Below are 17450 nucleotides of genomic sequence, written 5' to 3' on the forward strand. Positions count from 1 at the left end.
CTTACGCCTCCATCGCTTCGGTGAGGGCGCGGCCGACGCGCGCCGGACCGGGGAAATAGTCCCATTCCTGGGCATGCGGGTAGGGCGTATCCCAACCGGTCACCCGAACGACCGGGGCTTCGAGGTGGTAGAAGCAGTGCTCCTGGACGAGCGCGACGAGTTCGCCCCCGAAGCCCGAGGTCAGCGTCGCCTCGTGCACAACGACGCAGCGCCCGGTCTTGGTGACCGACTGCACGATCGTTTCGAGATCAAGCGGCAGGAGGCTGCGCAGATCGATGACTTCCGCGTCGATGCCGGTTTCCTCCACGGCCGCGAGCGCCACATGCACCATCGTTCCATAGGCGATCACGGTCACCGTCGAACCCTTGCGGCGGATTTCCGCCTTGCCGATCGGGATCGAATAGTGCCCCTCCGGCACGTCGCCGAGCTCGTGCTTCGACCACGGGGTGACCGGGCGCTCGTGATGGCCGTCGAAGGGCCCGTTGTAGAGCCTTTTCGGCTCCAGGAACATCACCGGATCCGGATCCTCGATCGCCGAGATCAGCAATCCCTTGGCATCATAGGGGTTCGACGGCACGATGACCTTGAGGCCGCAAACGTGGGTGAACAGCGCTTCCGGGCTCTGGCTGTGGGTCTGGCCGCCGAAGATGCCGCCGCCGGTCGGCATGCGCACCACGATCGGACAGGTGAAGTCGCCATTCGAGCGATAGCGGATGCGCGCCGCCTCCTGGGTGAGCTGGTCATAGGCCGGATACATGTAGTCGGCGAACTGGATTTCGACGCAGGGCTTCAGCCCATAGGCCGCCATGCCGATGGCGGTGCCGACGATGCCGGATTCGCTGATCGGCGCATCGAAGCAGCGGGTCTTGCCGTATTTCGCCTGTAGCCCCTGGGTGCAGCGGAAGACGCCGCCGAAATAGCCGACATCCTCGCCGAAGACGACGACATCCTCGTCGCGCCCCATCGAGACGTCCATGGCGCTGCGCACCGCTTCGATCATTGTCATTCTGGCCATGTCAGTACCCTGCCTTCTGCCGCTGGCGGCGGATATGCGGCGGCATCTCGGCATAGACGCCCTCGAAAATGTCGCGCACCGACGGCCTGCCGCCGGCATGCAGCGTGCCGTGGCTTTCGGCCTCCTTCTGGGCCTGGATGACCTGATCCATGATCTCCGCTTCGGCCTGAGCATGGCGCTCATCCGACCAGGCGCCGCGCAGGATCAGGTGCTTCTTCAGCCTGAGCACCGGGTCGCCGAGCGGCCAGGCTTCCGATTCCGTCTTCGGCCGGTAGGCGCTCGGATCGTCGGAGGTCGAATGGGCGCCGACACGATAGGTCACGTATTCGATGAGCGTCGGGCCGAGATTGCGGCGGGCGCGCTTGGCCGCCCAGCGGGCGACCGCGTAGACGGCGAGATAGTCGTTGCCGTCGACGCGCAGCGCCGGAATGCCGAAGCCCAAACCACGGGCCGCGAAGGTGCCGGAGCCGCCGCGGGCGATGCCCTGGAAGGTCGAGATCGCCCACTGGTTGTTGACGATGTTAAGGATGACCGGCGCCTTGTAGGTGGAGGCGAAAACCAGCGACGAATGGAAATCCGACTCGGCCGTCGAACCGTCGCCGATCCAGCCGGCGGCAATCCGCGTGTCGTTCTTGATGGCCGAAGCCATGGCCCAGCCGACCGCCTGGACATATTGCGTGGCGAGATTGCCGGAAATGGTGAAGAAACCGTGTTCCTTGGAGGTGTACATGACCGGCAACTGCCGTCCGTGACAGGGATCCAGTTCGTTCGAGAAGATCTGGTTCATCATGTCGACCATCGGGTAGTCGTCGGCGATCAGCAGCCCCGCCTGCCTGTAGGTCGGGAAATTCATGTCGCCCTTGCGAAGCGCCCTGCGGAAGGCGCAGCTCACCGCCTCCTCGCCGAGATGCTGCATGTAGAAGGATGTCTTGCCCTGGCGCTGCGCCATCAGCATGCGGGCGTCGAAGGCGCGCAGCAGCATCATGTGCCGAAGACCGGTCAGCAGTTCCTCGTCCGAGAGGAGTCCGGCCCAAGGACCGACAGCCTCGCCCTCGCGGTTCAGCACCCGGATGATCGAATAGGCAAGATCGCGGATCGCCTCGGGCTCCACGTCGACCTCGGGCCGCGGCACGGAACCCGCCTTCGGAATCTTGACGTTGGAGAAATCGGGCTGATCGCCGGGCCGGACGGCCGGCTCGGGGACATGCAGACTCAGTCGACTGAATTCATCCATGCGGGTACCGGCCTCCCTTCCGGATTGCACATCGAGCATTGATCAACCGCTGAGCGAAGCGCCTCGCAGTCATGCAACGTCGATCACGACGGCGATGGCCCGCGGGCGCACCTTACGCCCCGGGCCGACAAGGCCGTCGACAACCCTCGTTCTCCCAAGGGGTTATGGCCACAGACTGCCACGACTTCCGGGTTTGATGAAGGGTTTTCGGCGCGCAGACGGGTGCGCGGACAAAGAAAGACAGATTCGTGCCGGCGCCCGCGCCGGGTCGATCGCCGAGCCGTGACGGTGCCCCGGCGGCACGTAATTTTCTTTCGCGACTACCCCGAGGAAGGCGGACTAAAAGCGCCGTCAGACGGGCGGTGCGATCTCGATCGGCGTGCCGTCCGAGAATCGCGACAGGCGAAATTCGGTGGGATCCACGATCGGCCTGTCTCCGGTGACAAGATCGGCCACCAGATGTCCGGCGCCGGGGCCGATGCCGAAGCCGTGGCCGGAGAAGCCGGTGGCGATCACCAGGCCGGGCACGGTCTCCGCGTGGGAAATGATCGGCACCACATCGGGGGTGACATCGATCAGGCCCGCCCAGATCTGGGCCGGCTCGACCTGTCGCAGCGCCGGAAGCGCCCGCCTTGCTTCCTCAAGGGCGCGCAGCACGGGGCGGGGGTCTGGTTTCGGATCGAGAATCCGGTGCCGTTCGAAGGCGCCCGGGCGGTCGAGCGGAACGGGCGTGATTTCGAACAGTTCGCGCCAGCTCTGGGCGTTGACGCCCACTTGGACCGAATCTGGGTCGGCCCTCCGCACCGGTCGGAAGTCACGGAAGAAGGCGAGGCTGTCGGGGACGAGCGAATGCAGGTTCACACCGGCGGTAGCGATCGTATAGCCGCCGTCGAGGCGCTTTCTATAGGCATAGGTCGACGTGGCGCCAGCGCCATCCGGCCCGCCTTCGACGGGTGCGGTTCTGAGCACCGTGTTGCGCACCTTCAGTTGCGGCAGGCGGATGCCGAGGCCCTTGCAGAAGAGCCGCGACCAGGCGCCGCCGGCAAGCACGACGGTCGCCGTTTCGATGCGGCCCCGCTCGGTAATGACCGCGCTCACCCGTCCGCCGCTTTTTTCGACGCCGCGCACGGCGCAACCGGTGACGAGCGTCGCGCCGGCGCGACGGGCTCCTGCCGCGATTGCCGGCACCGCCTTCTGCGGCTCGGCCCTGCCGTCGCTCGGCGTGTAGAGTGCGCCCTGGTAACGCATTGCGGCGCCGGCCATCAGAACGTCGGTTTCGTCCGGACCGACCTGCCGGCTGTCGACGCCATGCGGTTTGGCAAGTGTCAGCCAGGCGTCGCGATTGGCGATATCCTGTTCCGTTTCCGAGATGTAGAGGATGCCGCTGCGGCGAAATCCGGTCTCGCCGCCGACACGCTGATCGAGCGTGTCCCAGATCTTCAGCGCGGCGATCGCCAGCGGGATCTCGCGCCGGTCGCGACCCATGACCCGCACCCAGCCCCAGTTGCGGCTCGATTGCTCGCCGCCGAGGGCGCCCTTCTCGCAGAGCACCACCTTGACGCCGCGCTCGGCGAGGAAAAGCGCCGTGCTGACGCCGATGATGCCGCCGCCGATGATGACGACATCGGCTTTGCGTGGCAGCGACTGGTCTGTGACGACGGGATCAAGGGCGGGGCCGGGCATCGCGTTCCTCGCAATGGCAGAAGAGGCTATCGCTGCATTGATTGGCTGTCGGGATCAAGGGTGCACGCGGCCGCTTCCTCTGTCATTCACAGCTCTCCGATCGGCAGCGGTTCCGCATGGGCGATTTGCATATTCTGTCTTTTGCCGATAAAAATACGAATTGACGTCTTGACAGTCGGGTGGGCTTCGATGTCTGTTGGGAGCCAGAGGCGAGACGCCGCGTGCGCCAACGCTGACGAATTTCACCGCTACAGCGCCGCGCGTCCAATCGGACGCGCTAAGGTCGCTGTAGCACTTTGAAATGCTGCATGAGTCCTTAAATCGATTCCGATTTAAGGACTCATGCAGTAGCGATGAGGCAGACAATGAGCGGACTTCTGGCAGGCAAGCGCGCTGTGGTCACGGCCGCTGCACAGGGTATCGGCCGTGCGGCAGCCGAAGCGTTCGGCCGGGAAGGGGCCTCGGTCATCGCGACCGACATCAACGAGGACAAGCTTAAGGAACTCGCCGCCGGGGGCATCGCGGTGGCAAAGCTCGACGTCTTGAGCGAAGCGGCGATCGCCGATTTTGCGGCGCGCACCGGTGCGGTCGACGTCCTCTTCAACTGTGCCGGCTTCGTCCATGCCGGCACGATCCTGGAGACGAGCGAGAAGGACTATGATTTCGCCTTCGACCTCAACGTCAAATCGATGTTCCGGATGATCCGTGCCTTCCTGCCGGGCATGCTCGAAAAGGGCGGCGGCTCGATCATCAACATGTCGTCGGTCGCCGGCGTGCCGATGGGTGTGCCGAACCGCTTCGCCTATTCCGCCAGCAAGGCGGCGGTCATCGGCCTGACCAAGTCGGTAGCGCTCGACTACATCGGCAAAGGCATTCGCTGCAATGCGATCGCCCCGGGCACCGTGCAATCGCCGTCGCTCGAGGAACGGATGCGGGCGCAGGGCAATTACGAGGAGGCGCGTGCCGCCTTCATCGCCCGACAGCCGATGGGTCGACTCGGCATGCCCGAGGAAATCGCCGCGCTCGCCGTTTATCTCGCCAGTGACGTCTCGGCTTATACGACCGGCCAAGTGCATGTCGTCGACGGTGGCATGAGCCTCTGAACGCGGGTCTTTCCGTCCTCTGCCGCAATCTCTATGCTGCGGCGCATGCCTAAAGCCGACACCGAGCTTCGCCCCGTCCTGCGCATCGATTTCCCGCCCGAGGATCGCCTCGGGCGCGGCAAGATCATGCTTCTCGAACTGATCCGCGAGACCGGGTCGATCTCCGCTGCCGGTCGCGCCATGGACATGTCCTACCGGCGCGCCTGGCTGCTGGTCGATGCGCTCAATCGGATGTTCCAGGAGCCTGCGGTCGAGTCGCAGCGCGGCGGCAGGCAAGGTGGGGGCGCCGCGCTCACCGCATTCGGCGAAACGCTGATCGAGCGCTTCAGGGGGATGGAAGCGAAGGCCCGCGCCGCGATCGCCGACGACCTCGACTGGCTCGAGGCGATGCGTTCCAACGAAGCGCAGCACCAGACGGATGCTTCATCTGCGAAACGGTCTGCGCAACCGTCCTAATAATCCAGCGCCACGGTCTTGATGATGGCGTGCACGGGCTTGCCCGGCTCGAGCCCGAGTGCCTCGCGGGAGAGGGCGGTGATGCGGGCGACGATGATGGTGCCGCCGCAATCGACGCGCACGTCGACGCTGCCCTCCTGGGTCCTTGAAAGATCGACGATCGTTCCCTGAAGGACGTTGAGGGCGCTGATCCCTTCCGGCCTCGTCGTGGCGAGCATCACGTCACGTCCGGCGATGTAGACACGGAGCCGCTGGCCCGGTGCCGTGACGAGATGCGGTATGCGGATCAGGCATTCGCCCGCCCGCAACACCGTCAGCCTATGCCCGACGTCATGGCTGTCGACCACGCCTTCGATCAGTGCGCCGGTCTCGCGCCGCTCGATCGCGTCCGCCGGCCGGCTGAGAATGGCGGCGGCCGTGCCGGATGCCTTGACCCGACCGTTTTCGACCACCACGACGCGCTCTGCCAGCCGCGCCACCTCCGCGACGGAATGGCTGACATAGACGATCGGTACCTTCGTCTCGTCGCGGAGACGCTCCAGATAGGGCAGGATCTCCGCCTTTCTCGCCTCGTCGAGCGCGGCGAGCGGCTCGTCCATCAGCAGCAGCCGCGGTGCGGCAAGCAGCGCCCGGCCGACCGCGACGCGCTGGCGCTCGCCGCCCGAGAGTGTCGAGGGGCGCCGCTCGAGCAGATCCCCGATGCCGAGCATCTCGATGACCTTGGCGAACTCGGAGGCGGACTTGCCTGCATTGGCGAACCAGCGCCCATAGGCGAGATTCCTGCGGACGCTCAAATGCGGAAAGAGCCGGGCTTCCTGGAACACGTAGCCGAAGCGCCGGCGGTGGATGGGGGTGAAGAGCCGCTTTTCGCTGTCGGCGATGAGGTCGCCATCGAGCAGGAGGCGGCCGGCATCGGGCCTCAGAAGTCCGGCGATGATGTTGATCAGCGACGTCTTGCCGGAGCCGGAACGGCCGAAAAGCGCCGTCACGCCGCCCTCCGAGCGGAAGGCGGCGTCTATCACGAAAGAGCCGATCCGGTGGCGCGCTTCGACCTCGAGGCTCATGCGGCGACCGTCCGTCGCGCCGCGGCGGCGGCAAGGGATTCCGACAGCATCAGCGCCGCCATCGAGATGACGATCGAGATGATGGCGAGCCGCATGGCGCCCGCATCGCCGCCCGGAACCTGGGTGAAGCTGTAGATCGCGGCGGACAGTGTCTGCGTCTCGCCGGGGATGTTCGAGACGAAGGTGATCGTCGCGCCGAACTCGCCCATCGCCTTGGCGAAGGAGAGGATCATGCCGGCGACGATGCCGGGGAGGATCAACGGCAGGGTCACGGTCAGGAACACCCAAGCAGGATTTGCCCCGAGCGTCGCTGCGGCATCCTCCAGCTTGCGGTCGACCGCTTCGATCGACAGCCGGATGCTGCGCACCATCAGCGGGAAGCCCATGACGGCGCAGGCGAGTGCGGCGCCCGTCCAGCGGAAGGAGAAGACAAGGCCGAAGTTGTCGGCGAGAAAGGCACCGATCGGGCCGCGGCGCCCGAACAGGATAAGCAGCACGAAGCCGGTGACCACTGGCGGCAGGATCAGCGGCATGTGGACGAGGCCGTTCAGCACTGACTTACCCCAGAAGCGCCCGCGCGCAAGCGCCATGGCGGCGAGAAGTGCAAATGGCAGGCTCGAAAGCATCGCGACGGTCGCGACGCGCAGGCTCAAGCGGACGGCCGTCCATTCCGCGTCGCTCAGAGCCATCCAGTCCAAGTTCGTGCTCCCGCATTGCATGAGGTGCCGCGTCGTTACATGACCGACGCGAACACGTTCTGCCCGGTCTGCGGCCGGTGGCGCAAGGCCCTTATTCGAGGACGATGAATCCTTGTGTCTCGAAAAGCGCCGCGGCCTTGGGCGACTTGACGAATTCGAGATAGGCGTCGGCGTCCGCATTCTTGCTGTCAGTGGTGATCGCGATCGGGTAGATGATCGGCGGATGGCTGTCTTCCGGGAAGGTTCCGACCACCTTCACGCCCGGATCGGCCGCTGCGTCGGTCTTGTAGACGATGCCATAGGGTGCCTCGCCGCGCGAGACGAGAAGGAGGGCGGCGCGTACGCTTTCGGCTCCGGCGACCTTCTCGGCGACCGTCGGCCAGATGCCGAGCTTTTCGAGCGCCGCCTTGCCGTATTTGCCGGCCGGCACCGAATCGACGGCGCCCATCGCCAGCCGCCCGTCGCCGAGGAGAATAGCGAGATCGAGGCCAGGCTTGATCTCGACAGGGTCGGCGTCCGTCTTGGCGGAGACGAGGACGATGCGGTTGCCGAGCAGGTTGGAGCGAGTATCGGCCTTGATCAGCTTCTTTTCGGCAAGGTAGTCCATCCAGGCGAGATCGGCCGAGATGAAGATATCCGCAGGGGCGCCCTGTTCGATCTGTTTTGCGAGCGCCGAGCTTGCCGCGTAGGAGGCGGTTGTCTCCTTGCCGGATTCCTCCTTCCAATTGGCGTTGATCGCGTCGAGCGCATTCTTCAGGCTCGCCGCAGCGAAGATCGTGACCTTCTCCTCCCCCTGAGCGGGTGCGCCTAGGGCGCCCGCGAAAGTCATGCCGAGCGCCAGCACCAAACCCGTCAGGCCGAAACCCTTCAGCCACTCTCTCCGTCCCTTGAACATGCCTGTCTCCATTTCTCGTGATATTTATCAGGATATAACGGTTCTCGGTCTTCGTTAGCGCTATATCCGAAGAAATACAATGCTCCGCGACTGGGGTAATCAAAGCGGTGAACTGAAGGGACAAATACAGCGCGGGTGCTTGCGATGGGCGCTCATGGGTCTAAATTCCGAGGCGGAACGACGCGAGGCGAATCCATGGATGCGACGATCAGGCTGGAGGAGAGCTGGAAGGCCGTGCTGACGCCGGAATTCCGGCACGGCTACATGGCCGATCTCAAGCGCTTTCTGCTGGACGAGAAGCAGCAGGGCCGGCAGACCTTTCCAAGGGGTGGCGAGTATTTCCGGGCGCTCGACCTGACGCCGCTCGACAAGGTCCGGGTCGTCATCCTCGGCCAGGATCCCTACCATGGCGACGGCCAGGCGCACGGGCTTTGCTTCAGCGTGCAGCCGGGGGTGCGCACCCCGCCGTCGCTCGTCAACATCTACAAGGAGCTTCGCGACGACCTCGGCATTCCACCGGCCCGGCACGGCTTCCTTGAAAGCTGGGCGCGCCAGGGCGTGCTGCTCCTGAACAGCGTGCTGACGGTCGAGCGGGGCCGGGCGGCTTCGCATCAGGGCAAGGGCTGGGAACGCTTTACCGACGCGGTCATCCGCGCCGTCAACGAGCAGGCGCAGCCGGTCGTCTTCATGCTCTGGGGCTCTTACGCGCAGAAGAAAGCGGCCTTCGTCGATCGCTCCCGGCACCTGGTGCTGACCGCGCCGCATCCGTCGCCGCTCTCGGCGCATTCAGGCTTCCTCGGCTGCAAGCATTTTTCGAAGGCCAATGCCTTCCTGCAGTCGAAGGGCCTCGATCCGATCGATTGGCGGCTGCCGGACGATCCGCCTCTCGCCGTCGATCGGCAGACCGCGGCGCCCTGCTGACGCCCTCGGCGCGTCTCCCGTCGCCAATGGACCTTGCGCCGCCGGTGCCGATCCGCCAAAGACTGGCCGACGCGTAGCGGGAGAGACGGCATGCGGCATATCCTGATCATCGGCATCGGGGCGGGCAATCCCGAACACATCACGGTTCAGGCGATCAACGCGCTGAACCGCGCCGATGTGCTGTTCATCCCGACCAAGGGGGCGAAGAAGACGGAGCTTGCCGAAGTGCGCCGCGAAATCTGCGCCCGCTACGTGACGCGCAGCGACAGCCGCACCGTCGAGTTCGCCGTGCCGGTCCGCCGCACCGAGGGACGCAGCTACGTTCAAAGCGTCGATGATTGGCATGCGAGCATCGCCGCGACCTACGAGGCGCTGCTCGAGGGCGAGCTTGCGGAGGGGCAGAGCGGCGCCTTCCTCGTCTGGGGCGATCCGATGCTCTATGACAGCACCATCCGCATCGTCGAAAGGGTCCGCGCACGGGGCCAGCTGGCCTTCGACTTCGGGGTGATCCCCGGCATCACCAGCCTTCAGGCGCTCTGCGCCAGCCATCGCATCCCGCTCAACCTCGTCGGCAAGCCCGTCGAGATCACCACCGGCCGCCGGCTGGCCGAAAGCTTCCCGCAGAAAAGCGAGACGGCTGTCGTCATGCTCGACGGCGAACAGGCCTTCCACAAGATCGATGATCCGGATGCCGAGATCTATTGGGGCGCCTATCTCGGTACGCCGGATGAAATCGTCATTTCCGGCCGTCTCGCCGACGTGAAGGAAGACATCCTGAAGGCGAGGGCCGAGGCGCGCGAGCGCATGGGCTGGATCATGGACATCTATCTTCTGCGCAAGGGTGCGGACTTCGACGAGTAGCCGCTCGAACCGGCACGATTTGGCTAGGCTTTGATCTCTCTCAAAGAAGGCGGCTGTGATATAGGCTCTGTCACAGATGCGGAGTGTGAGGCCGCAATGTGCCCCGAGGATATTGGAACAGGATGACGAGCTGCGCTGCGCCCAGGTCACAAACGGAGCCCGGCCAATCGATGCGCCGCGGCGCCTGTCCGTCGCTCGCCGCGCCGATGCAGACGGGAGATGGTCTGCTCGTGCGGCTGCGTCCGGCGACCGATGGTCTGACGCCCGCCCAGGTTCGAGCGCTGGCCAGAGCGGCCGCGGCCTGCGGCAGCGGAATCATCGAAGTAACCGCTCGGGGAAACCTGCAGGTCCGCGGCCTGACCGCATCAAGCGTTCCGGCCCTTGCGGCCGCGATCGGCGAGGCGGGAATTGCCGTTGCGACCGGGGTCGCGATCGAAACGCCGCCGCTTGCCGGGTTCGATCCGGGCGAAATCGCCGATCCTCGGCCGCTGGCCGCGGCCCTGCGCGCTGCGATTGCCGACCGGCGCCCGGCGCTTGCGCTCGCGCCGAAATTGTCGATCGTTATCGATGGGCGTGGCCGCTTCCACCTGCGGGACGTTGCGGCCGACCTGCGGCTTGAAGCGTTGATGAGCGACAATGGCCTTCGCTGGCTGTTATCGCTCGGTGGCTCGGCGCGCCCGGAACGGTCCGTTGCGCTGCTGGAGACCGAACGGGTTGTCCCCGCTGTGATGGAAATCCTGGCGGAACTCGATGGCCTTGGTGCCGCCGCACGCGGCCGGGACCTCGATGCGGATCGCATCCGGCAGCGCTTCTCCGCTGATCTCGGCGCCTTCCCGACGGAGCGCGGCGCCCTGCCATTCTTGCCGGCGGGCATTCACGATTTCGGCGACGATCGCATCGTGCTCGGTATCGCCCTCGCTTTTGCCCAGACCGACAGCGCCGACCTCATTGCCTTTCTGCACCGCGCCGAGGAACTGGGCGCGACGGAAATCCGCCTCGCGCCGCGCCATGGCATCCTCGTCCTCGGTCTATCGAGCGAGGCGGCGGTTGTCGCTCAAGGCATCGCACTTTCCCACGGCTTCCTGGTCGCCGCCGACGATTCGCGCAATCACATCGCGACCTGCGCCGGGCTTGCCTGCGCCTCGGCGCTGATGGACACCAAGGCGGCGGCCAGGCTATTGGTCGAAGTCGGCGCCGAGCTTCTCGACGGCTCGCTCACGATTCATCTCTCCGGCTGCACCAAGGGATGCGCCAGGCCCACGGTGTCTCGCCTGACGCTGGTCGGTGCGCCATCAGGATATGCGCTTGTCGTAAATGGCACTGCTTGCGTCGCGCCGAGCGCCTACAGGGATGAAAACGGAATAGGAACCGCGCTGGCCGGGCTCAACGCGCTGGTGCGGGAAAACAAAGACGCTGGCGAATCGGCGCTCTCCTGTCTTACACGGCTCGGGACCGCGCGCATCGTCGCCGCGTTTGAACAGGGATAGAAATGCCTGATTACGATTATATCCGCGATGGCAACGCCATCTACGAGCGTTCCTTCGCGATCATCCGCGCGGAAGCCGATCTTTCCGGCTTCTCGGAGGAAGAGGCCGACCTTGCGGTGCGCATGGTGCATGCCTGCGGTTCCGTCGAGGCGGCGCGTCAGTTCGTCTTCTCCTCCGATTTCGTCTCCGCCGCGCGCGACGCGCTGAAGAACGGCGCACCGATCTTCTGCGATGCGGAAATGGTCGCCCATGGCGTCACCCGGGCGCGGCTGCCGGCCGGCAACGAGGTGATCTGCACGCTGCGTGATCCGCGCACGGCGGAGATCGCCGCCGAGATCGGCAATACGCGCTCGGCGGCGGCGCTGAAGCTTTGGGGCGAGCGGATGGCAGGTTCGGTCGTTGCGATCGGCAATGCGCCGACGGCGCTGTTCTATCTGCTCGAAATGCTGCGTGACGGCGCGGCGAAACCGGCGGCGATCCTCGGCATGCCGGTCGGCTTCGTCGGCGCGGCGGAATCGAAGGATGCGCTTGCCGAGAATTCCTATGGCGTTCCCTTCGCGATCGTCCGCGGCCGGCTGGGCGGCAGTGCGATGACGGCGGCGGCGCTGAATTCGCTGGCGAGGCCCGGCCTGTGAGCGGGCCGGGCAGACTGATCGGCGTCGGAACCGGCCCCGGCGATCCGGAGCTCTTGACCGTGAAGGCGGTGCGGGCGCTTGGCGAGGCGGACGTTGTCGCCTATTTCGCCAAGGCGGGTCGCAGCGGCAACGGCCGCGCCGTCGTCGAACACCTTCTGAAGCCCGATCTTGTCGAACTGCCGCTCTACTATCCGGTGACCACCGAAATCGACAAGGACGACGAGGCCTACAAGCGGCAGATCACCGACTTCTACAATGCCTCCGCAGAAGCGGTTGCCGCGCACCTCAGGGCTGGGCGCACCGTCGCCGTTCTGAGCGAGGGGGACCCGCTGTTCTACGGTTCCTACATGCACCTGCATGTACGGCTCGCAGGCCGGTTCGCGGTCGAGGTCATTCCCGGCATCACGGCGATGTCCGGATGCTGGTCGGCTGCCGGTCTGCCGCTGGTGCAGGGCGACGAAGTTCTCTCGGTCCTTCCCGGCACGATGGGCGAGGCCGAACTGCAGCGCAGGCTTGCCGACACCGAAGCGGCCGTGATCATGAAGGTCGGCCGCAACCTGCCGAAGATCCGCCGCGCGCTTGCGGCGGCCGGCAAACTCGACGCGGCGGTCTATGTCGAGCGCGGCACGATGAAAAATGCGGCGATGATCCCGCTCGGCAAGAAGCCGGACGACGAAGCGCCCTATTTTTCGCTCGTGCTCGTTCCAGGTTGGAAGGACAGGCCCGGCCCGAAGGACAGAGCATGACCGGAAAACTCTTCATCGTCGGCACCGGCCCCGGCAATCCGGCGCAGATGACGCCGGAGGCGCAGGATGCGATCGCGGTTGCGAGCGAATTCTTCGGCTATGGCCCTTACCTCGACCGGCTGAGCCTCAGGGCCGACCAACGGCGCATCGCCTCCGACAACCGCGAGGAACTGGACCGCGCTCAGGCGGCGCTGACACGCGCGAGCGCCGGCGTCGATGTCTGCGTGGTCTCCGGCGGCGATCCTGGCATCTTCGCGATGGCCGCGGCCGTCTGCGAGGCGATCGACAAGGGGCCGGTCGAGTGGCGGCAGGTCGATCTCACGATCACGCCCGGCGTCACCGCCATGCTCGCGGTGGCGGCGCGCATCGGCGCACCGCTCGGTCACGACTTCTGCGCCATGTCGCTGTCGGACAACCTGAAACCGTGGGATGTGATTACCAAGCGCCTGCGGCTTGCGGCGCAAGCGGGGCTGGTCATCGCCCTCTACAACCCGATCAGCAAGGCGCGTCCCTGGCAGCTCGGCGACGCCTTCGAGGTGCTGCGCCAGGTGCTGCCGGCTCGTGTGCCGGTGATCTTCGGCCGGGCCGCCGGCCGGCCGGACGAGCGCATCGCCGTCATGACGCTCGGCGAAGCCGATCCCGAGCGCGCCGACATGGCGACCTGCGTGATCATCGGTTCGCCGGAGACGCGGATCGTTGCCCGCGACGGCAAACCGGATCTTGTCTACACGCCGCGGTCCTTCACCGGGGACAGCCATTGATGGATGCGTTCGAGCGCCTCGTCGCAGTCGCAGACCGTCGGCACATCGGCCGGCTTGTGGCGCTCGACCATCACTACCTCGATCCCGAGCTTCCGGGCCGCGGCGATCTTGCCATAGGTGGCGGTGCCGCCGCTGTTCTTGGCGACGACAACATCGATTGCATGTTCGCCGAGCAGTTCGAGCTCGTCCGCCTCGGCGAACGGGCCGTGCGCGAGAATCGCCGTGGCGTCGGGAAGGTTCAGCGGCGGCATCACCGGATCGACGCTGCGCACCACATAGCTGTGCTGCGGCGCCTTCTCGAAGTGGAAGGCCTCCTGGCGGCCGATGGCCAGGAAGACGCGCCGCGGCGCGGCGCCAAGGGTGGACACTGCCTCGGCTACGCTCGCGACGCGCGTCCAGCGATCGCCCGGTTGGGCGCCCCAGGCGGGCCGGCGCAGCGCGAAGAGCGGCGTTCCGGTTGCCGCCGCTGCGGTTGCCGCATTGTGGGAAATGCGCGCCGCAAAAGGATGGGTCGCATCGACGAGCAGGGCAACGGTCTCGAGCTCCAGGAAAACGGCAAGCCCTTCGGCGCCGCCGAAGCCGCCGACGCGGGTCGGCAATGGCTGCGGCCGCGGATCGGCGGTGCGGCCGGCCAGCGAGACCGCCGCGTCGTAGCGCCGATCGGTCGCGAGGCGTTCGGCAAGCTGCCGCGCCTCGGTCGTGCCGCCGAGGATCAGGATGCGAGGTCTCTCCATGGCTGACATGTCGAATAGCGTCTCGGCCATTGTCGCTCCCTGGTTGACCGTCATCGGTATCGGGGAGGATGGTGTAGCCGGTCTCGGCGACGAGGCCAAGCGGCTGATTGCTGCGGCCCCGGTCGTCTTCGGCGGCATCCGCCATATCGAGCTCGCGGCATCCCTGATCCGGGGCGAGCGCGAGGCCTGGCAGAGCCCCTTCGAAAAATCGGTCGAGGCGATCATTTCAAGGCGAGGGAGCCCCGTCGTGGTGCTCGCCTCCGGCGATCCGTTCCTCTACGGCGTCGGCGCCACGCTGGCGCGCCGCATCGAGGCGAGCGAGATGCGGACGATTCCCGCGCCCTCGGCCTTCAGCCTCGCAGCCGCGCGGCTCGGATGGGCGCTGCAGGAGGCGGCAACCGTTTCGCTGCACGGACGCCCGCTCGATCTCATTCGGCCGCATCTGCAGCCGGGCGCCCGCGTGTTGGCACTGACTTCGGACGGGAACGGCCCGAATGCGCTCGCCGGACTGCTCAGCGAAAGCGGCTTCGGTCAGTCCCGGCTTACCGTCCTCGAAGCATTGGGCGGCGAACGCGAGCGCGTCTCCCGGCACGTTGCCTCGAGCTTCACGCTGGAAAAGGTCAACGCCTTGAACGTCTGTGCGATCGAGGTCGTCGCGGATGCGGGTTCACGCGTTCTGCCGCTTGCCAGCGGCCGCGACGATGCGCTCTTCGAGCATGACGGTCAGATCACCAAGCGTGAGGTCCGGGCGCTGACCCTTTCGGCGCTGGCGCCGCGCAAGGGCGAGCTCCTCTGGGACATCGGCGCCGGCTCGGGCTCGATCGCCATCGAATGGATGCTGGCGGATCCGGCGATGCGGGCGATCGCCGTCGAAGCTTCGCCCGAGCGGGCGGCGCGGATCGGCCGCAATGCGGCGCGTTTCGGTGTCCCGGGATTGTCCGTCGTCGAAGGCCAGGCGCCGGACGCGCTCTCGGGACTGGCCCGGCCGGACGTGATCTTCATCGGCGGCGGCGGCAGTGAGGCCGGTGTCATGGAAGCGGCGATCGCAGCACTTCCCTCCGGCGGTAGGCTGGTTGCCAATGCGGTAACGACAAAAATGGAAGCGGTGCTGCTGGCCCATCACGCTGGGCTCGGCGGTTCGCTGATCCGTATCGACATCGCCCGTGCCTCACCCGTCGGCACGATGACGGGCTGGCGACCGGCGATGCCGGTGACGCAATGGTCCTGGGTCAAGGCCTGAGGTTTTTAGAGGATAGATCATGACGGTACATTTCATCGGCGCAGGACCAGGCGCGGCAGACCTCATCACGGTCAGGGGCAGGGACCTGATCGGCCGCTGCCCGGTCTGCCTCTATGCCGGCTCGATCGTCTCGCCGGAGCTCTTGCAATATTGTCCGCCCGGTGCCCGCATCATCGACACGGCGCCGATGTCGCTCGACGAGATCGAGGCGGAGTATCTGCGCGCGGCTGAAGCCGGAGAGGATGTCGCGCGGCTGCATTCCGGCGACCTGTCCGTCTGGAGTGCGGTTGCCGAGCAGATACGGCGTCTGGAGAAACACGGCATCGGCTACACGATGACGCCCGGCGTACCGGCCTTCGCCGCCGCGGCGGCGACGCTCGGCCGCGAACTGACCATTCCGACCGTGGCGCAAAGCCTTGTGCTGACCCGCGTTTCCGGCCGCGCCTCGCCAATGCCGAACAGCGAGACGCTAGCCGCTTTCGGCGCCACAGGTTCGACACTGGCAATCCACCTTGCCATCCACGCGCTCGACCGCGTCGTCGAGGAACTGCTGCCTCTTTACGGCGCCGATTGCCCGGTGGCGATCGTCGTCAAGGCCTCCTGGCCGGATGAACGTGTCGTGCGCGGCACGCTCGGTGATATCGCCTCAAAGGTCGCAGTCGAACCGATCGAGCGCACGGCACTGATCTTCGTCGGGCCGGGGCTAGAGGCATCGGACTTCCGGGAAAGCTCCCTTTATGATCCGGCCTATCAGCGCCGCTTCCGCGGCCGGGAATAGAGCGGTCTCATTCCGCATCCGGTTGCGCTACCGGCTTTGGCTTGCGCGGAACATCGCGCCGATCCTCGACGCGATCGCGGTAAAGCGCGGCCTGTCCGAGCAGCATCAGCGTAACCGGCGTCGTCACGATGACGAAGAAGATGATCAGCAGTTCGTGGAAGATCCAGCGGCTCTGCAGCACCGCGAAGCAGAGCATCGACGCCAGGCAGATGAGGATCGTGCCGCCACTCGTTGCGATCGTCGGCGCGTGCAGGCGGTCGTAGAAGCTCGGAAGGCGCAGCAGGCCGAGCGAGCCGACGAGCGTCATCGCCGCGCCGACAAGCAGCAATCCGCAGACGATGATCGCCGCCCAGGCTGGCAGGTCGGTCAGATGGTTCATTCGATCACCTCGCCCCGCATGAGGAATTTCGCAAAGGCGATCGAGGAGACGAAGCCGATCAGAGCGATGATCAGCGCCGTCTCGAAATAGATCGTGTTGGCCGTGCGGATGCCGAAGACAAGCAGCATCAGCATCGCGTTGATGTAGAGCGTGTCGAGCCCGAGGATGCGGTCCTGGGCGCGCGGACCCTTGATGATGCGGTAGAGTGCGAAGGCCATCGCCAAGGCGAGCATGACCTGTGCGAGCAGGACCGACCAGACGATTGCAAGCGCGATCATTGCAGTATCTCCTTCAGTCCCGCCTCGTAGCGCTTGACGGTTCGCCGCCAGAGATCCTCGTTGTCGATATCGAGCACATGCAGGAGCAAACTCTTCTGACGCCGGTCGTATTCGAGCCAGGCGGTGCCCGGCGTCGCAGTCAGGATGCAGGCGAGCAGGGCCAGCGCATTCTCGTTCTCCAGATCCACATCGACGGTCATGAAACCGGTATTTGCCGGTCTGCGTCGAGCCCGCAGGATGATCCCGGCGACTGCGACATTCGAGCGAATGATGTCGGCGGCGACGGCAAGTGCGAAGCCTGCCATAAGCCCCAGACGGCGCAGGCGCGATTGGGTCGGCTGCAGCTTCACCATGACCCAGGCGAGGAGCGTGCTCAGGAAGACGCCGACGACGATCGCGCCGGGTGCCATCGACTGGTTGAGCAACAGCCACATGAGGAAGAGGGCGATCGAGAACAGCGGATAGGGATACCAGGCGCGCAT

General features: G+C 65.9%; 20 protein-coding genes. 10 read left to right on the forward strand and 10 right to left on the reverse strand.

Annotated elements, in window-relative coordinates; genetic code table 11:
- Position 1: 1 nt before the first annotated feature.
- The 3 genes from N181_RS06130 to N181_RS06140 all read right to left on the reverse strand — a co-directional run bounded on the left by N181_RS06130 (position 2) and on the right by N181_RS06140 (position 3932).
- Positions 2–1015 carry an alpha-ketoacid dehydrogenase subunit beta gene (locus tag N181_RS06130; RefSeq protein ID WP_037394030.1) on the reverse strand — a complete coding sequence of 338 codons (1014 nt, stop codon included), beginning with the start codon at positions 1013–1015 and terminating at the stop codon, positions 2–4.
- A 1-nt stretch (position 1016) separates the two neighbouring features.
- Complete coding sequence (locus N181_RS06135) at positions 1017–2249, reverse strand: 3-methyl-2-oxobutanoate dehydrogenase (2-methylpropanoyl-transferring) subunit alpha (protein ID WP_060563298.1); 1233 nt, start codon at positions 2247–2249, stop codon at positions 1017–1019.
- A gap of 351 nt (positions 2250–2600) precedes the next feature.
- Positions 2601–3932 (reverse strand): NAD(P)/FAD-dependent oxidoreductase, encoded by a 1332-nt coding sequence (locus N181_RS06140; protein WP_037394033.1) that lies wholly within the window; start codon positions 3930–3932, stop codon positions 2601–2603.
- A 365-nt stretch (positions 3933–4297) separates the two neighbouring features.
- Here N181_RS06140 and N181_RS06145 point away from each other — a divergent pair, with 365 nt between their 5' ends.
- A complete protein-coding gene (locus N181_RS06145; RefSeq protein WP_037394036.1) occupies positions 4298–5035 on the forward strand; it encodes an SDR family oxidoreductase in 738 nt (245 codons plus the stop codon).
- Between the two features lie 45 nt (positions 5036–5080).
- A complete protein-coding gene (locus N181_RS06150) occupies positions 5081–5491 on the forward strand; it encodes a winged helix-turn-helix domain-containing protein (protein ID WP_050984025.1) in 411 nt (136 codons plus the stop codon).
- On the opposite strand, the gene modC is transcribed toward N181_RS06150, so the two are convergent.
- The 3 genes from modC to modA form a co-directional block, all read right to left on the reverse strand.
- Positions 5488–6555, reverse strand: a complete 1068-nt coding sequence (gene modC, locus N181_RS06155; RefSeq protein ID WP_037394039.1) for a molybdenum ABC transporter ATP-binding protein — start codon at positions 6553–6555, stop codon at positions 5488–5490. The two genes, N181_RS06150 and modC, sit on opposite strands and share 4 nt — an antisense overlap.
- Positions 6552–7244 carry a molybdate ABC transporter permease subunit gene (gene modB, locus N181_RS06160; RefSeq protein ID WP_174839372.1) on the reverse strand — a complete coding sequence of 231 codons (693 nt, stop codon included), beginning with the start codon at positions 7242–7244 and terminating at the stop codon, positions 6552–6554. The genes modC and modB overlap by 4 nt, the downstream gene beginning before the upstream one ends.
- Positions 7245–7344: 100 nt before the next feature.
- Positions 7345–8148, reverse strand: a complete 804-nt coding sequence (gene modA / locus N181_RS06165; RefSeq protein ID WP_037394104.1) for a molybdate ABC transporter substrate-binding protein — start codon at positions 8146–8148, stop codon at positions 7345–7347.
- A gap of 195 nt (positions 8149–8343) precedes the next feature.
- Here modA and ung point away from each other — a divergent pair, with 195 nt between their 5' ends.
- The 6 genes from ung (at position 8344) to N181_RS06195 (ending at position 13559) form a co-directional block, all read left to right on the forward strand.
- Positions 8344–9069 (forward strand): uracil-DNA glycosylase, encoded by a 726-nt coding sequence (ung, locus tag N181_RS06170; RefSeq protein WP_037394042.1) that lies wholly within the window; start codon positions 8344–8346, stop codon positions 9067–9069.
- A gap of 90 nt (positions 9070–9159) precedes the next feature.
- The gene (gene cobF / locus N181_RS06175; RefSeq protein ID WP_037394044.1) at positions 9160–9930 is read left to right on the forward strand and encodes a precorrin-6A synthase (deacetylating); all 771 of its coding nucleotides are present in this window, start codon (positions 9160–9162) and stop codon (positions 9928–9930) included.
- A gap of 122 nt (positions 9931–10052) precedes the next feature.
- Positions 10053–11417 carry a precorrin-3B synthase gene (cobG, locus tag N181_RS06180; protein ID WP_037394047.1) on the forward strand — a complete coding sequence of 455 codons (1365 nt, stop codon included), beginning with the start codon at positions 10053–10055 and terminating at the stop codon, positions 11415–11417.
- A gap of 2 nt (positions 11418–11419) precedes the next feature.
- On the forward strand, positions 11420–12052 hold the full coding sequence (locus N181_RS06185) for a precorrin-8X methylmutase (RefSeq protein ID WP_037394049.1): 633 nt from the start codon (positions 11420–11422) through the stop codon (positions 12050–12052).
- Positions 12049–12798: a precorrin-2 C(20)-methyltransferase gene (locus tag N181_RS06190; protein ID WP_037394052.1), complete on the forward strand. Its 750-nt coding sequence runs from the start codon at positions 12049–12051 to the stop codon at positions 12796–12798. Before N181_RS06185 ends, N181_RS06190 begins: the two co-directional genes overlap by 4 nt.
- Positions 12795–13559: a precorrin-3B C(17)-methyltransferase gene (locus N181_RS06195; RefSeq protein ID WP_037394055.1), complete on the forward strand. Its 765-nt coding sequence runs from the start codon at positions 12795–12797 to the stop codon at positions 13557–13559. Before N181_RS06190 ends, N181_RS06195 begins: the two co-directional genes overlap by 4 nt.
- On the opposite strand, the gene N181_RS06200 is transcribed toward N181_RS06195, so the two are convergent.
- Positions 13523–14323, reverse strand: a complete 801-nt coding sequence (locus N181_RS06200; protein WP_037394108.1) for a cobalt-precorrin-6A reductase — start codon at positions 14321–14323, stop codon at positions 13523–13525. The genes N181_RS06195 and N181_RS06200 overlap by 37 nt on opposite strands.
- On the opposite strand from N181_RS06200, the gene N181_RS06205 reads away from it, so the two are divergent.
- Positions 14301–15533, forward strand: a complete 1233-nt coding sequence (locus tag N181_RS06205) for a bifunctional cobalt-precorrin-7 (C(5))-methyltransferase/cobalt-precorrin-6B (C(15))-methyltransferase (protein ID WP_037394056.1) — start codon at positions 14301–14303, stop codon at positions 15531–15533. The two genes, N181_RS06200 and N181_RS06205, sit on opposite strands and share 23 nt — an antisense overlap.
- A 19-nt stretch (positions 15534–15552) precedes the next feature.
- Complete coding sequence (cobM, locus tag N181_RS06210; RefSeq protein WP_037394059.1) at positions 15553–16311, forward strand: precorrin-4 C(11)-methyltransferase; 759 nt, start codon at positions 15553–15555, stop codon at positions 16309–16311.
- 7 nt (positions 16312–16318) lie between these two features.
- Here cobM and mnhG read toward each other — a convergent pair whose 3' ends face one another.
- The 3 genes from mnhG to N181_RS06225 are packed head-to-tail and all read right to left on the reverse strand — an operon-like array spanning position 16319 to position 17450.
- Complete coding sequence (gene mnhG / locus N181_RS06215; RefSeq protein WP_037394062.1) at positions 16319–16690, reverse strand: monovalent cation/H(+) antiporter subunit G; 372 nt, start codon at positions 16688–16690, stop codon at positions 16319–16321.
- Positions 16687–16968, reverse strand: coding sequence for a K+/H+ antiporter subunit F (locus N181_RS06220; protein ID WP_014329881.1), 282 nt, complete (start codon positions 16966–16968; stop codon positions 16687–16689). Before N181_RS06220 ends, mnhG begins: the two co-directional genes overlap by 4 nt.
- Positions 16965–17450: a Na+/H+ antiporter subunit E gene (locus N181_RS06225; RefSeq protein ID WP_037435146.1), complete on the reverse strand. Its 486-nt coding sequence runs from the start codon at positions 17448–17450 to the stop codon at positions 16965–16967. Before N181_RS06225 ends, N181_RS06220 begins: the two co-directional genes overlap by 4 nt.

Source organism: Sinorhizobium fredii USDA 205, assembly GCF_001461695.1.
Lineage (GTDB): Bacteria > Pseudomonadota > Alphaproteobacteria > Rhizobiales > Rhizobiaceae > Sinorhizobium > Sinorhizobium fredii.

What these genes read in the sequence shown, in the direction of transcription:
- N181_RS06130 (WP_037394030.1), bottom strand. Translation starts at nt 1,015, where the DNA reads ATGGCCAGAATGACAATGATCGAAGCGGTGCGCAGCGCCATGGACGTC.
- N181_RS06135 (WP_060563298.1), bottom strand. Translation starts at nt 2,249, where the DNA reads ATGGATGAATTCAGTCGACTGAGTCTGCATGTCCCCGAGCCGGCCGTC.
- N181_RS06140 (WP_037394033.1), bottom strand. Translation starts at nt 3,932, where the DNA reads ATGCCCGGCCCCGCCCTTGATCCCGTCGTCACAGACCAGTCGCTGCCA.
- N181_RS06145 (WP_037394036.1), top strand. Translation starts at nt 4,298, where the DNA reads ATGAGCGGACTTCTGGCAGGCAAGCGCGCTGTGGTCACGGCCGCTGCA.
- N181_RS06150 (WP_050984025.1), top strand. Translation starts at nt 5,081, where the DNA reads ATGCCTAAAGCCGACACCGAGCTTCGCCCCGTCCTGCGCATCGATTTC.
- modC (WP_037394039.1), bottom strand. Translation starts at nt 6,555, where the DNA reads ATGAGCCTCGAGGTCGAAGCGCGCCACCGGATCGGCTCTTTCGTGATA.
- modB (WP_174839372.1), bottom strand. Translation starts at nt 7,244, where the DNA reads ATGGCTCTGAGCGACGCGGAATGGACGGCCGTCCGCTTGAGCCTGCGC.
- modA (WP_037394104.1), bottom strand. Translation starts at nt 8,148, where the DNA reads ATGTTCAAGGGACGGAGAGAGTGGCTGAAGGGTTTCGGCCTGACGGGT.
- ung (WP_037394042.1), top strand. Translation starts at nt 8,344, where the DNA reads ATGGATGCGACGATCAGGCTGGAGGAGAGCTGGAAGGCCGTGCTGACG.
- cobF (WP_037394044.1), top strand. Translation starts at nt 9,160, where the DNA reads ATGCGGCATATCCTGATCATCGGCATCGGGGCGGGCAATCCCGAACAC.
- cobG (WP_037394047.1), top strand. Translation starts at nt 10,053, where the DNA reads ATGACGAGCTGCGCTGCGCCCAGGTCACAAACGGAGCCCGGCCAATCG.
- N181_RS06185 (WP_037394049.1), top strand. Translation starts at nt 11,420, where the DNA reads ATGCCTGATTACGATTATATCCGCGATGGCAACGCCATCTACGAGCGT.
- N181_RS06195 (WP_037394055.1), top strand. Translation starts at nt 12,795, where the DNA reads ATGACCGGAAAACTCTTCATCGTCGGCACCGGCCCCGGCAATCCGGCG.
- N181_RS06205 (WP_037394056.1), top strand. Translation starts at nt 14,301, where the DNA reads ATGTCGAATAGCGTCTCGGCCATTGTCGCTCCCTGGTTGACCGTCATC.
- N181_RS06200 (WP_037394108.1), bottom strand. Translation starts at nt 14,323, where the DNA reads ATGGCCGAGACGCTATTCGACATGTCAGCCATGGAGAGACCTCGCATC.
- cobM (WP_037394059.1), top strand. Translation starts at nt 15,553, where the DNA reads ATGACGGTACATTTCATCGGCGCAGGACCAGGCGCGGCAGACCTCATC.
- mnhG (WP_037394062.1), bottom strand. Translation starts at nt 16,690, where the DNA reads ATGAACCATCTGACCGACCTGCCAGCCTGGGCGGCGATCATCGTCTGC.
- N181_RS06220 (WP_014329881.1), bottom strand. Translation starts at nt 16,968, where the DNA reads ATGATCGCGCTTGCAATCGTCTGGTCGGTCCTGCTCGCACAGGTCATG.
- N181_RS06225 (WP_037435146.1), bottom strand. Translation starts at nt 17,450, where the DNA reads ATGCGCGCCTGGTATCCCTATCCGCTGTTCTCGATCGCCCTCTTCCTC.